The sequence below is a fragment of the Hallella absiana genome, assembly GCF_025457485.1.
GTDB lineage: Bacteria > Bacteroidota > Bacteroidia > Bacteroidales > Bacteroidaceae > Prevotella > Prevotella absiana.
Window position 1 is genome coordinate 1 of sequence record NZ_JAMXSP010000045.1, and the last position, 15235, is coordinate 15235.

General features: G+C 41.7%; 8 protein-coding genes and 2 pseudogenes. 9 read left to right on the forward strand and 1 reads right to left on the reverse strand.

Annotation, left to right across the window (positions count from 1 at the left end; translation table 11 throughout):
* Positions 1 to 429 precede the first annotated feature (429 nt).
* From NG346_RS13430 to NG346_RS13470, 9 genes and pseudogenes are all read left to right on the forward strand, one after another.
* A complete protein-coding gene (locus NG346_RS13430; RefSeq protein WP_262281098.1) occupies positions 430 to 2469 on the forward strand; it encodes a PEGA domain-containing protein in 2040 nt (679 codons plus the stop codon).
* A 12-nt stretch (positions 2470 to 2481) separates the two neighbouring features.
* Positions 2482 to 4758, forward strand: a complete 2277-nt coding sequence (locus NG346_RS13435) for a BACON domain-containing protein (RefSeq protein ID WP_262281099.1) — start codon at positions 2482 to 2484, stop codon at positions 4756 to 4758.
* Positions 4759 to 4764: 6 nt separating this feature from the next.
* On the forward strand, positions 4765 to 6156 hold the full coding sequence (locus NG346_RS13440) for a formylglycine-generating enzyme family protein (RefSeq protein WP_262281100.1): 1392 nt from the start codon (positions 4765 to 4767) through the stop codon (positions 6154 to 6156).
* Positions 6157 to 6165: 9 nt separating this feature from the next.
* Entirely contained in the window at positions 6166 to 6855 is a 690-nt protein-coding gene (locus NG346_RS13445) for a hypothetical protein (protein ID WP_262281101.1), read from the forward strand.
* A gap of 579 nt (positions 6856 to 7434) precedes the next feature.
* Positions 7435 to 8736: a hypothetical protein gene (locus NG346_RS13450; protein ID WP_262288871.1), complete on the forward strand. Its 1302-nt coding sequence runs from the start codon at positions 7435 to 7437 to the stop codon at positions 8734 to 8736.
* A gap of 21 nt (positions 8737 to 8757) precedes the next feature.
* Positions 8758 to 10200, forward strand: coding sequence for a hypothetical protein (locus NG346_RS13455; protein ID WP_262281103.1), 1443 nt, complete (start codon positions 8758 to 8760; stop codon positions 10198 to 10200).
* A gap of 585 nt (positions 10201 to 10785) precedes the next feature.
* Positions 10786 to 11448 (forward strand): annotated as a pseudogene (locus NG346_RS13460) (PEGA domain-containing protein); the annotation flags it as partial.
* A 288-nt stretch (positions 11449 to 11736) separates the two neighbouring features.
* Positions 11737 to 12066, forward strand: a pseudogene (locus tag NG346_RS13465) (energy transducer TonB); the annotation flags it as partial.
* Positions 12067 to 12081: 15 nt separating this feature from the next.
* A complete protein-coding gene (locus NG346_RS13470) occupies positions 12082 to 13275 on the forward strand; it encodes a hypothetical protein (protein WP_262281104.1) in 1194 nt (397 codons plus the stop codon).
* A 192-nt stretch (positions 13276 to 13467) separates the two neighbouring features.
* On the opposite strand, the gene NG346_RS13475 is transcribed toward NG346_RS13470, so the two are convergent.
* On the reverse strand, positions 13468 to 15235 hold a 1768-nt coding region (locus tag NG346_RS13475; RefSeq protein WP_262288872.1), incomplete at its 5' end, for a WG repeat-containing protein.

The following is a 15235-nucleotide window of genomic DNA, read 5'->3' on the forward strand; positions in this document are numbered from 1 at the left end:
TGGGGTAAGGGGCATTTATATGTCTTTATGGTGACATTCGATGCACTGTGCCCCCTTTTTACTAACGATGCAGATTATTTTCGCTTCTGTATCATATTAGGCGCGTAGTTGCGGATTTGAGGTATACCAATGTTTGACGCATTGTGCAGCAAAAATACCATAATGATGAAGAAGTTAGGCGTGTTTTAAGTCAAAATAATATTTTCTCGCTATGATGACATTCTTCAATCCGACTATCTCATTTGTCAGGCAGGAAAAATGTTCTTGAGATTTGTGCTATACCCCTGTATATTAGTAAGTGATTGGTTGACCACTTAAAATATTTTCTATATTACATTTATCGAATGCGATATATTTTAAAAACAAATCTTAATTTTATATATAAATACAGATAATTTGATTATATTTGCACCAATATATGGTTTATCAATGAAAAAGAAGTATCTGTATAGTCTTTTAGTGCTGTTTCTAATTCCTGTATTGTCCTTTGGACAGGATAAGATAGCAGTTGCTAACTTCTCGTTGGATCAGAAGGATCTGACTGCTATCCAACAAGGCACCATGCTTGAGGATCAGAATGGCGAGAAGTGTGCCATTATCAAAGTCAAAACAACAGAGAAAGGGCTTACCTTTGACATCGGTTCTTTGGCCGTCCAAAAAGTTGACTATAACCATACCGCTGAGATTTGGGTATATGTCCCTCATGGGGCAAAAAAAATAACCATTGCACATCCACAACTTGGTGAGGTGAGCTATGACTTTCCCATACCCATCGAGAAAGGAAAGACTTACATCATGAAACTTACAACCAACACGGTTGTGACGTCTGTCTTTGATGAGAAACATTCAGGGAGACTTATATTGAGCATCTCTCCCAAGAATGCAACCGTCGGTTTGGATGGCAGAGTAGAAAGCATCAGCAATGGTGTAATCGATGAAAATGTTTTCTATGGTACACATAGATATGTCATTTCCGCTGACCGTTACCATACGTTAGACGATACTGTAACCATAAGAAGTGAGAAGACTGTCCGAAATGTGCGCCTTAAACAAGCTTGGGGCTGGCTGAAGTTTGACAACAGTGCTGATTTGACGGATGCTCACCTTTTTGTAGATACGGTTTCCCGAGGATATATTAGCAGCGCCCCTGTTGAAATAGCAAGTGGCACACATGTCATACGAATTAATAAGCCACTCTATCGTACCTACGAACAAGAGATTATCATTAAAGACAGCACTGTCAATACAATTTGTCCGGCCTTGGAGTCAGACTATGGAGTCGTTAGCCTAAAAGTGCCTGATGACAAAGCTTCTATTTGGATAGATGACCAACTCGTCGGTACTGGATCATATGAAGGTAATCTGGGTACCGGACAGCATGTTGTAGAATGCAAACGTCCAAGCCACCGTCCAACAAAGAAGATGATTAATGTATTGAAAGATTCAAAGACATCCATTCAGTTGAACGCCCCTTCACCTATATACTCTCTTTTAAAAATTAACACCAATGGTGTACCCGTACTTATTGATATTGATAATCAAGAGACGGAAAAATCTGATGGCACATACAGTAATAATAAGATCTTGGTAGGAAATCATACTATCAACGTCCACCAAAAGGGATATAAGACCGTAACTTTCACGGCCGATTTAAAGGAGGGTATTCCATATGACAAAGTCATCAGAATGGAAGCTATTGTCTCTGTGGAATTCACTTCGAAACCTAAAGACGCTCAAGTTTTTATAGATGGTGAGTATGCTGGTAGAACGCCAATGAACAGAGTCTTGTCTTCTGGGAAACATACTGTGCAATACACACATGAAGGATACACGTCTAACAATTGGACAAAAGATTTCAAGACAGACAACGAGACTTTTAATAAGAGCTTGAATAGGATTTACTATAAAAATAATGAGGCCTATATGGAAGGAGGTGCACAAGCCGGAACTTTCTTGGCTTATTATGGCATCATTGGTTTCAATATTCATAATGTGAATTTCGAAGGTGTATATCGCGGCGGTATCGACAAGAGCGAAGATGTATATCTTAATTACTCAAATGGCTCTGCCCCGACAAGCTGTACTTTTAAGGTAAAGCAATATTGGGGCGGAAAGATTGGTTATGCCCTAAAGTTAGGCGGAAGATGGAGAATCACGCCGCAGATAGGTGGTGGAAGTAGTGAACTTTCATTAACAGCAAATGGAGGGAATATGTCCTATAACTATGGAGATTATTCCTCCACAAACTATATTTATGATGACGACAAGGCCACTTATGTCGTGACAGGATGTGCAGACTGCAAGATTGAATTTGCATTGACGCGAGGAGTGAGCGTGGTTGTCGTTCCAGAATATACAATGGCCCTGAAGAAAGGCGAGACATATGAAAAGTTAGAAGCTGTATCCTCTAAGATAAAAGGATGGGGAACCGGCTTTAACTGCGCTCTTGGCTTGCACTTCTATTTCTAAACTTTAATTAAGATGAAGAGACTTCCAATTTACATACCATTGCTTCTCATGCTTATCTGTGGCTGCACAGAAGACGTGAAATTCGATGACGATAACGTAAAGCTGTCCTTAGATGCACATTATCTTAGCATTTCTCCTAACCAGTTCGATCTTGGCTCACAGGAGCAGACTTTCAATGCTAACATCAAATCTGTATCGACATCATGGGCGTTCTCTGACATGGCAGATTGGATTACGGCTGATAAGACATCAGGTGACCAAGACGAATATGTTACTTTCAATGCCACTCAAAATCCATTTGGTGATAAAACCAGGACAGCCGTATTCTACTTGACTTCACAAAATCCATCTTACGGCATTCGCTCTGGTATTAGCGTCTCCCAAGAGGCTTCCTCTCCTTATTTGAATTGTGAGACTAAGAGTATCAGCTTCGATGGAAAAGGTGGAACGCAAAATGTAAAATACACAGCTAATGTCACGCCTACTATTGACATTAACTACGACTACAGTTCAGCCTACAATGGTTGGCTCAGTACCAAGGTAGGTGAAGACGGCAAAAGCATAGACATTACAGCCAAAGAGAATAACTCTGGGAGAAGCAGGACTGGCTATGTAAGGCTGAACTATCGATATAATGCTTATGTGACCATTGAGGTGAAGGAAGACATGCCCAATATCACTACTTCTGACAGCTATTTGAACTTTGAGAATACGGCTGGGACTTATAAGCTTACTCTCACTTCCGATGCTTCTTGGACTGCAACAACGGATGAAAGTTGGATTCAAGTTTCTCCAAACAAAGGAAACTCTGGTACCACAAAAATAGAAATTTCCGCTGCGCCTAATACCTCCACTTCGGATAGAACTGGACACGTTTATTTCAAAATCGGAGACTCTCAGGTACGTAGCATTCTTGTTACTCAACGCGGTATATACATAGATATACGTAAGAGTATCGAGATGTTCTCAAGTAAGGACTCTTATGACCTTACCGTCCAAAGCAACACCCAGTGGACAGCAACATCTGATGCAACCTGGTTATCAATCAACCCATCTTCCGGAAGTGGAAAACAGAATGTCACAGTATCTACCGATGACAACCCTTCCCTCTCAAACAGAGTGGGACATATATACTTTACGTCTGTTGCTGGAAACATTAAAGACACGCTTTCTGTCAACCAAGCTGGAAAGGACTTTTCCGTGAATGAGACATTGGTTAATTTCTCTGACAAAGCAGGAACTGCAAGCGTGAAGATTACTGCTGAAGGCACATGGACGGCAACTCCCCAAGATAACTACGATTGGCTGTCGTTCTCGCCTATGACAGCAGACGGAAATTCTGAGTTAAATATCATTGTCAAAGAAAACTTGTCAACTTCTGAACGAATAGGTTACATCAACATCACTATGCTTGACAAGACCTATCAGATTGCCGTGCACCAACAAAGCAAGTACTTTAATGTAACCTCGGATGCCCTAAAGTTCACTTCTCATGGTGGGACGTCATCGGTTGATGTTTCGACTAACGACAAATGGACGGCAGCGGTTGAAAACAACAAATCTTGGCTGGACATCAGCAAAACGAGTGGAGATGGAGATGCAAAGTTTGAAGTGAGTGTTGGAGACAACGCAACGACTTCTTCGAGAGCTGCTTTTGTAGATGTAGTAAGTACTAATGCTGGTACGGTGAGATTGAACTATGAACAGTATGGACGCTATCTTACTGTGGATCGTTCCGATTTCACTTTCTTTGCCGGTGGGGGCACATCTACTCTGACGACTATTAGCACCGACGGAAAATTCAAGATGTCACAGGAAGGCGGATGGTTCTCCATCAACAAGTTGGGGGATTATACTTTCACTGTAACAGCCTCAGAAAACAACACCAAAGGAGATAGAACTGGCAGCATCACTATTGAATTAACCGATTTGAAAGAAGGTGAAGCTAAAGTTGTACTTACTGTAAAGCAAGTGGCAAGCGGCGCTACTTTCACGATTGGTGGCTATACGACAGACCAAGACTGGAACCTCTTCAAAGGCCACAATGCGACATTGACGGTGAAGGGTTTCTCATCAGACAAGAACTGGAATGTGGAGAACACCTCAAAGGGAACGATTACTTTCACTAGCTATGGTACGGATAAGAGTTGGAATGACAATCATAAGTCCAACTCCAACCTTAATAAAAATAATTATGGAAGTGACCAAAATTGGAACGATAGTCATAACAGTGATTCCAACATAGGAAGAACGGACTATGGCAATGACAACAATTGGAATAACAACTAAAAAACAATGAATATGAGATTAGGCAAAATTTTGAGTGCAACGTTCTTGTTGGGCTGTTCACTCGCACTGATGACTTCCTGCTCGTCATCTGAAAGCGACCTGGTTTCTCCTCCTTCACTGAAGGAGGGGTTGAACACGGTCACGATGAAACTTGTAGGTGGCTGCCAAGGCTTTGATCAGAATTCTCAGGCTAAGGCAAAAGAAGGCACACGCGCATCTGGGACTAATGACTGGCCCAATGGCGCGCATCTGTATCTGCAATTTAAGACCGATAAAGGTATGGTGTCAGGAAGTGCCACCTACGACAAAGCCCAGAACGCTTGGACGGTCAACTATTACGGAACTATAGCAAGCGGAGTTGCTTCAACATGCGAGGCATACTATTTTGAAGATGCTGTCGCATCCAACAGCTCAACAGTGCAACTGAATGACCGCAGTGCCATCTATGAAGACAAGGACGGCTCTTATCTTTTGGACGGGAACACACTGACAGTAACTGCAAGTTTGAAGCCCAAGACAGGTCGGATTCGCTTCAAGGGTACAAAAGGCTTGCCGATTGTTGTGACGGGTATCACACATTATACCAGTTACGATGTGGCCTCCAACAACTTCTTCACGACAACAGCGGTTGTAAAAGATACGGTATCATCCTCAACGGGTGCAACGCCCTATCTTTATGGCTATTTCTCGGATAGTGAGGCTCCAACCATCGGATTGGTATCCAACTCCAGTGAGGCTTATACAATGGCTTGCTCCACGAGTATGTATAAGACAGGAGAGAGCGGTTATCTTGATATACCAACAGATGCTGAGCATAATGGCTGGGCAACTGGTTTGAATTTTACCGTTAAAGGAATGACTTTCAAAATGATTCCTGTAGATTGGGGATCCAAGTCGTTCCTTATTGGCGAGACGGAGGTGACGGAAGGGTTGTATTATGCAATCACTGATGGAACAACGACTACGCCCAACTTGCCAATATCTTCTAAGACATATAGCAATTTTCTTTCGTTCTTAACAAAATTAGGAGATATTACTTCAATAAATTTTAGACTTCCTACGAAAGAAGAATGGCAATATGCTGCAAAGGGCGGAAGCAAATCACTCTCCTTTACCTATAGCGGCAGTAACATACCTGGAGATGTAGCTTGGTATAGTGGAAATTCTAATGATACTAGACATGAGGTAAAACAAAAACAGCCTAATGAATTAGGGATATATGATATGAGTGGAAATGTATGGGAGTGGGTATATGATTCCTCATATTACCCAGATGAGTGTGGCGGTGGATTTGACAATAGTGCTTCAAGTATACAATGTACATCTACAAAAAGTGATCTAAATAATTATTCGAGTTCTCCAAGTGTTGGTATTCGACTTGCATTAACGTTAAAATAAATACAGTCTATGAAAAAGATTATCGTTGTCTTGATGGCCTTGGTGTTGGCTGCACCATTTGCCACCACAGCGTCTGCTCAATCGATGACAAAGACGCAGAAAGTGATCAACAAACAACTGCAGAAAGCTTTGAAGAAAGAGTACAAAGAGAAGATGAAGCAGTTCAAGAAAGAGGGTTGGAAGCTCTATGGCAGTACACGCTCTTTGGAAGTCGCTTTACTAAGCCACTACTCCAAACTTGAAGAGTTAGGAGAGAACGGCTACGAGGTGATGGGCGAAGCCTCTAAGTTCAAGAGCATGAACGTGGGCAAGCAGATGGCCGTTAACAATGCTTGCAACCAGTACGCCCGTCAGGCCGGTAGCCATGTAAAAGGTCGTATCGTAAGCGATATCGCCGGCAACGCTGATGACGTGTCGGCAGAGTTTGACCACTTCTATTCCGCCTATGAGACCTTGGTAGAGAAGGAAATCAAGGGCGAAATGCAAGAATCTTTCTCCGTGGTCAAAGACTTTAAGGATGGAACTCATGCCATGCAGACATATTTCATCATCAATGAAGATGCCGCTACGAAAGCCCGCATCCGTGCCATGGAGAATGCATTAAAAGAAAGTCAGGCTGCTCAGAAGTACGCTAAGAAGGTTAGCGAGTTCGTGCAGGAAGGCTTTGAAAAAGAACAAGACAATTCTAAAAAGAATTAAATAACTATCGGTTTTGGCACTGACTTAAGCAAGTTAGTGCCAAAACCAAGACTTGAGAGCATGAAGAAAATACAAGAGGATATTATCTGTTTGGTGTTGCTATGGATGTCAACGATTGCCATCCATGCACAAAGTTGGGATGCAGTGAAGTCTAGTTCGATTTACTTGTATGGTGAAGGCTATGGAGCTACTGTCCAGGAAGCTGACAAGCAAGCTTTGTCTGACTTGATTAGCAAGATAGCCGTCAATGTGTCATCTGTAACCAACCAGTCGGATAATGAAACGGTGTCAAATGGTTCGTTGACTGCCAATTCAGATTTCAAGTCAACCATTCATACGTACTCTCAAGCTACACTCACGAACACTGAGCGCATCATACTGAAGAATGAGCCAGACGCACATGTGGGCAGATGGATCAAGAAGTCAGAAATAGAGAAGATATTTGAGTCGAGAAAACTAAAGATAAGAAGCCTGATAGATTTAGGGAACAAGGCGGAAAAGAACCTAAAGATTGACGATGCACTTAGATGCTATTATTGGGCATACACCCTTTTAAGGTCTTTGCAGCACCCTAATGATATGACTGGAGAGGACAGCGACGGCAAGCAGCAGGTACTGTCCGTCTGGCTGCCCGAGAAGATTAATTCTGTGCTTGACAACATTCAAGCAAGTTACATCCACAAGAATGGCGACGATGCCGAGATTGCGTTTGCCTATAAGGGACAACCCGTTTCGTCTTTGGACTATACCTACTTCGACGGTACGGGATGGAGCAACATCTATAGTGCAAAGGACGGTGTCGGCATATTGGAGTTGCCTTCTTCTTCAACATTAAAGCAATATCAGATTAAATATGAGTTTGAGTACCGTGGTCAAGCCCATATCGACCCCGAGATAGAGAGTGTTATGAACACCATCAAGTCTGTTCCCTTCAAAGCCGCTTACACGAATGTCAAGGCAAAAGAAAGCAGCAAAAGAAACGAAGTACTACAGGCTCTTTCCAACTCAACCAATTCAAGCATTACCTTGCAGCAACCGACGGACGGTGGAGAAAAATATGCAAAGATGATGGCACAGGTTGCCGATGCGGTAAGGAATAGAAATTACGATGCAGCCGACAATCTGTTTACTCCTGAAGGGATGGAAATTTATAACAGATTGATTAAGTACGGCTCAGCAAAGGTCGTAGGAAATCCTGTCTATAAAGTATATCAAGATGGGAATGGAACTGTAGGTCGAGGACTGAACATGTGCTTCTCGTTCAAGAACGGTATCAGAAAAGCCTTTGTAGAGGATCTGGTGTTCACCTTCAATGACCAAGGAAAAATCTCAAACATCGCTTTCGGTCTCGGCAAGAAAGCAGAGAACGATGTGCTTGGCAAGGTAGTGTGGTCTGAGACAGCTCGTAAAGCCATCATGGACTTTTTGGAGAATTACAAGACTGCCTATGCTCTAAAACGCCTCGATTACATCAAGACAATATTCGATGACGATGCTGTCATTATCACCGGCCGCGTGGTTAAGCGGAATCCTGTGATGTATCAAAATCCCGAGACTGGTGCTACCATTAGAAACTATGACATCATCAAATACAACAGGCAGACCAAAGACGAGTATATCAGAAATCTTGCAAGGACTTTTGCAAGCAACGAGTTTGTCAATATTCGTTTTGCAAATAATGACATTATCAAGATGGGCAAAGGAGGTGAGATGTATGCCATACAAATAGCACAGGACTATTACTCAACGCACTACGGCGACAAGGGTTATCTCTTCCTGATGGTGGACATCAACGACCCGAAGCACCCTCTTATCAAAGTCCGCACATGGCAACCGGAGAAAGACCCCAAGTTCGGTCTGTATGGCCCCGGCGATTTTTAACGAATAAATTAAAACGGTATCATGAATAAAGGACTAATGACGCTTGTGTTGCTGGCCGCATCCTTTGGGAATGTGGCTGCACAGAATGATGAAACCTATCAGCAGTTTCGTCAGAAGATGCTGAGTGACTATTCTGATTATCGTGGTCAGATACTCCAGGACTACGTCAAGTTCCTCGATACTGTTTGGAAAGACTTCGACACGTTTTCTGCCAGAAGCCTTTATCCACATTCCAAACCGAAGACTGCTCCGAAGGCTCCAGTCGTCGACGGCACTCCCGTGGCTTCCATTCCACAGCCTGGAAAGCCTACTCCTCAGCCAGAGCCATCTGCACCTATACAGATAAAGCCAGAAGTGCCAAATCCACTACAAGCGAAAATCAGCTTCCGATTTTATACGGCAAACGTTCAAGCCCCAAAGTTGACCGTCAAACGGCTTGAATCTACAATGGCTAATGATGTAAGCAGACTTTGGAAGGAATACAAAAATGCTGACTTAGCGGATAAGGTACTGCCATCGCTGAACCAATTACGAATCGCATACCATCTGAATGACTGGCTGACATATGTGCTTGTTAGGAACTATAGCGACGCTGTCTATCCCAACGATATCAATTCCAGCATAGTTCTTAGCCATTATCTTTTGGTCAATATGGGCATGAATATCCGAATAGCTTGTGTCGGTGGCTCACGAATGGCCCATTTGATACCTATCAAGCAAACGGTTTATGGTCATCCATTCTTAAACATTGACGGCATCAGGTATTATGTGTTCCTGGGTGGAACAGGACGAGAAAACATTGGGAAAATTGGCTCCATCTCTACTTGTGAACTTCCACAGAATGCCAATTTGGGAAAGGCTTTCAGCCTTGTCTTGAACAACCCACAGATACCATCACAAGATGAGGACGCTTTTTCTAGAACCGATGGGCATATCACAATCACGGGAAGTGTGCCTTCAGCTGCAATTGTGATTGCAAGAGACTATGTGGAAACCGATGTTCCTGTTTATGCGTCTTCTTGCCTGTCACCTACATTCTGCAAAAACATACTCCAGCAAATAGCTCCACAATTAGCCGGGCTTTCCGAGTCAGAGGCTGTCAACAAGCTCTTGCACTTTATCCAATTTGCATTCAAATATGAGACCGATGGCGAACAGTTCGGCTATGAGAAACCGTATTTTGTCGAGGAGAACTTCTATTATCCAGCTAATGACTGTGAAGACAGAGCAGTGCTGCTGGCATTCCTTGTCCGCAACCTGTTGCACTTGGATGTTCATCTCCTCTATTATCCCAACCATGAGGCTACGGCGATTCGATTCTCTGACCAGAGCATAAAAGGCGACGGATACATCTATCAGGACAATAGCAAGTACCTTATTTGCGACTCAACCTATATCGGTGCGAAAGCAGGCCAATGCATGCCGCAATACGAGGGAGTGAAACCGACTGTTGAACTTTGGTAAATTATGAAGAATATGAAACGCACCATTATCATATTGCTCGTCAACTTGTTTTGCGTATTGCTACAAGCACAGACCATCAATGTCAAATCGTTTCGAATGTTGGACAACGACTTGACAGCTAATACCAATGGCACCTACGAACTGGACCAAAATGGTGAGAAGGCTGCACTTATTAAAGTAGTCACCAATCAAACCGGCTTTAGCTTTGACTGTGGCTCTTTGGGTGTTGTCAAGACCATGCAGAAGCCTTCTGAGATATGGGTATATGTACCAAGGGGCGTAAGACGTATAACCATTTCTCATCCCACTCTTGGTGTACTTAGGGACTATGACTTTCCTATCTCTATAGAAGGTGCTCGGACGTATGAAATGGTACTGACTACAGACCAGGTGGAAACCATTGTCAAACATGATGTTGGTGGCCAGTATCTTATTATGAATGTAACCCCGTCATCAGCAATTGTAAAGATAGATGGTGTGGAGGTACCTGTTGAGGATGGTGTCGTTACCAAGCTGATTACCTATGGTAAGCACAACTTTTCCGTCTCAGACCCATATTACAAAGAAGAACAGGGCGTCATCAATATGGGAAAGGAAAAGCAAACACTCAAAGTGTCTCTTACTCCCAATTATGTTCTTCTCTTCATATCGACCACTCCTGACCATGGTGCTTCGGTATATATCGACGATAACTTGTCACCAGCAGGGACAACTCCTTTTCAGACGAGAAAACTGCTGAAAGGCAACCACAATCTGAGAATAAAGCTCGCCCAATATGAGACAAAGGATACTACTATAAATGTCGAGGATGGCAAGTCCGACGTGGTCATTCCCATGTCTCCACTATATGGTACTGTCGAAGTCACAGTTCCGGGTGGATGCCATATCTATATCAATAATGAGGATAAGGGCTCCAGTTTATTCAAAGGAAGACTGACAGAAGGCCTCTATAAGATAGAGGCACGAAAAGAGTCATGCCGTCCTTATGAAACAAGCATACAAATCCACAAAGGGGAAACGAAATCTGTCAGTCTCTCTGCACCGATACCTATCTATGGCATCCTTAACGTCAATAGTCGCCCAGTCGGTGCCAACGTTTTTGTTGATGGCAAACTAAGGGGAACAACCCCTTTGATACTTAACGATGTGCTGATTGGAGAAAGAAAGGTAACAATCAGTAAAGATGGTTTTGAGACTATTATCAAATCGCCAAACGTGGTAGAAGACCAAAAGTCTGACATCATTGTAGCATTACAAAGCATTCGAAACAAATCAAAGGTCACGTTTTCCTGCAACGTCCATATAGACTCATTGAAGGTGGATGGGATACCGGCTAAATTGGATGGTGTCAATTATCTGACTTCTGGAACTCATAAAATTTCTTTTGTTATAGATGGACATGAAATCACCGATAACATTATTGTTCCTAAAGTTAGCAAACATTTTAACCTAATAATGTCAGGGGAAATTAATAATGGAACACACAACAAAAAAATATCATCATCTAGCTATTCTAAATATTTTAAGATCAAAGATCCAAAAGTTGAAAATAAAGTTTTTGAATCAGTAGAAGAAATGCCATCTTTTCCTGGTGGTATGAGCGCTCTCATGAAATATCTAGCAGATAATGTTAAATATCCTGTCGATGCACAAGAAAATGGTCTGCAAGGACGTGTCGTTGTATCTTTTGTGGTCGAACGTGATGGGTCCATTACAAATGTTCAATCAGTTCGCTCTGTGTATCCCTCTTTAGATAGTGAAGCGGTACGTGTCGTTGAGGCAATGCCACGTTGGAAACCAGGTAAACTAAACGGCTTGCCAGTGCGTGTGAAATACAATGTCCCTGTTACTTTCAGCTTTCAATAATATAAATATAAAATTATGAAACAACTTCTAATCTTTCTACTGGTACTAATATCCTTTATTCCAGTCAGTGCCCAAAATTACGGTGCTCTCAACTCTTTGTCACGACGTGCAATGGTCATTTGGCATAAAGGTAGTAATGGGTACTATTATCGTGACAGCGAACAAATGATAAACGGTGTCACAGGTATTGAGAAGCAATACGCTTTTGACAAGAAAGAGCGGATACTTTATGTATTGACTGCAATTGCTAATGTCGCAATAACATTGGATAAAGACAACGCTAAATCCATCAAGAAGGACAAGTCTATTCCCCAAATAAAGGGTGATGAGCTGAACAAAATGATAGCTGCATACTCCAAGCAATTGGACGGTAAGTTCACACGTTTGAATGAACAACGCAGAGTGTTCATACAGGATTCACTTGCAAAGGTGCGTGCAGATTCTATTGAACGTGTACGTAAGCATGAGCAGTATTTAGCACGACTAAAGAAAGAAGCCGATGAGTACAGAGATTCGCACGACTGGCGAAGAGTTCCTACTAATTATGTGTCGTTGAAGTGTACTATCTGCGATGAGTCATTCTCAGATGATACAACGAATTGTATTGGCATCAAAAACGATTCCATTTATTTCTATACGATTAAGAAAGAAGACTTAGGATTGAATCTATTGAGTACCCATCAAGCTAAAATACCAGAAGAATTAGCTTCTAATAAAGATTTCCAGTACCACTACAAGGTCTTCAAAGACAGACTTACTAATGATACTGTTGACTATAGCGATGTAGTCAATTATCTAGGCTGGGAATATTACTATAGATATATTTCAAAGATGAAACGTCTTGCCCCATTTGGATTTGTTGATGGCTGGGGTTGGAATGATGAATATTCGGTGATAACCTTTTATATAAATTATGTAAATACCAATCCTAAAACCATACGTTATATCACCGTTTACTTCAAGGTTACAAATGATGTTGGAGATGTTAGATGTACTGGACATTTCAAGGGAACAGGTCCTGTCAAACAATGGGATAAAGGTAGTTGGTCATGGGATGACTCCTCCTATTTTGTGGCCGGAGATGCAACTAATATGTATATTACAAAGATTGTGTTGACATGGATGAACGGAAAGACGCAAGTCGTCTCCGGTAGGTATTTACGATTTAATTCTTCTGACGACGATGACTCTGATGATAGCGATGAATAAATTTCAAAAAAGAGAAAGACTATGAAGCGTTTTACTTGTTAATAACATTACCGATATTTCCTTTCAGTATTATTACAAGGCTTCAAGCTTGTTTGTTTATCGATATGTGAGGATTGTACGTAGATGTTATCCTAAAAGTAAAGGGATGCATAAACCTTGCATCCCTTTACTTGATCCTTTCAATGAAACATTTTAATAATACGCTGCTGCGGTATCAACAGCTGTTGTATCAACAGCCACAGTGTCAGCGTCAGCTGATGTGTTGGGGAACAGTCCATTCAAGTAACCATATGAAACGTAAGAAGGATCGTCCTCTTCTGATACATCTTCATATTTACTTATATCAATATCTTTTATAGGCCTGATATTGCCCCAAGAAACAGAGACATGGTCTTTCTCCATCCAGATGACAGCACGCAACTTGTTTTTTAAGATGAATACAGCAGCTCCGTCATTTTGTTTAGCAATTGTTCCAAAAGTCTTGAATTTCGCAACCAGCGCTTTTAGTAAATTTCTCAGTTTTCCGTGCATTCTCCCGTCGTTTCCTATAGAAAGAGTGAAAGACTTGGGAGTAATCTTATTCCAAACATAACCTGTAGGAGTTTTTTCATCGTGATACCAATACCAGTCTTCAAAAGTATAATCAATTATTCTACGTGTGCGGTAAGTTTGCCTACTTAGATTATTTAGAAATGAAACTTCGATCGAACCATTTACTCCATTTACAGTTTTTGAGAAGGTTACTTTATTTGTCTCGTCATACCAATAAGGAGTACCAGATGGATGATTCTCATCTCCTATGGCATACCCACAAGCGACTTCTGCTTTTACTGCTTCTTTAGGAGATGAGCTAAAAGTAAGGCCAGCTATTCCATTTTGAGAAATACCAAAACCATCTACCATTTTCTTGATGTCTATATAGTCACTCTCAATATAGTTCTCGCCGACATAATTGCCAACATCGATAATGTCAGGAAGTCCTTCCAATTGCTTACAATTTTTGTCTATGATAGAATATATTTTATCATTTGGCTTGACAAGGGCATGTTGCCCGTCAAAAGAAGAAAAGGGTGTGGCAGTAACATATGTGTCTGAACCGATTTGGTTGTCCTCCTTGTCAATATACTTATATTCGTACGTATCACCATCTTTCTTCATGGCAATAAGAATGTTATCTTCGTCATAATACAGATACTCGTACTTAGCGCGAACTAATGTCTCGCCCTTGACGTTCATCAATCCCCATCCTTCTCCATTGTTGTATGTGAATTCATCGCCATGTATTGTGCCAATACTTTTTAACTTTGTTGTTGGTTTGACCACATAATTACCTGCGTCATCAATGATTCCACAAATTTCTTTGCCATCTTTCTTTACACTTACTGCAAGTTTACCATCTACATAAGCAAAACCTGTATTTTCATACTTGTTAGCAGAAAAATTTAAGACCTCTTTCCCTGATGTGTCAAGAACAGAAATCTTAACTTTGTCTTTCTTCCCCTGTATAACGTCTTTTCTATATTTGGCATTAACACCGATAAATTTACCATCACCATAATCGTTAAGCGAGTAATACTCTGGCTTAACCACACATTTTCCATTATCATCGATCACTCCCCATAGAGAGTCGGTTGTCATGAAAACAGCATACCCTGCTACGAAAGAACGTACTCCATCTATTTCCTTTCCTTCGATTTTGTCAAGTAACTTAATGGTCTTGCCCTGGGTGTCTATAATAGATACAGGCTTGCCTTTTTCCGCAACCAATGCTTTGCCATTCGAAAAGCCAGATGTATGAGCATAGTCGGCTCCTATCTTTTCTGGTTTTTCCTTAGCGTCGGGCCCAAGGGGGATTGTCCGTGGCGGACGGATGCCGCTGCCTAACCAAAGAACTTGATATGATAGCGTGCTAAAACTATTTTTTTTGCTTACCTTTGCGGTCATGGAACAAGAAAAGATA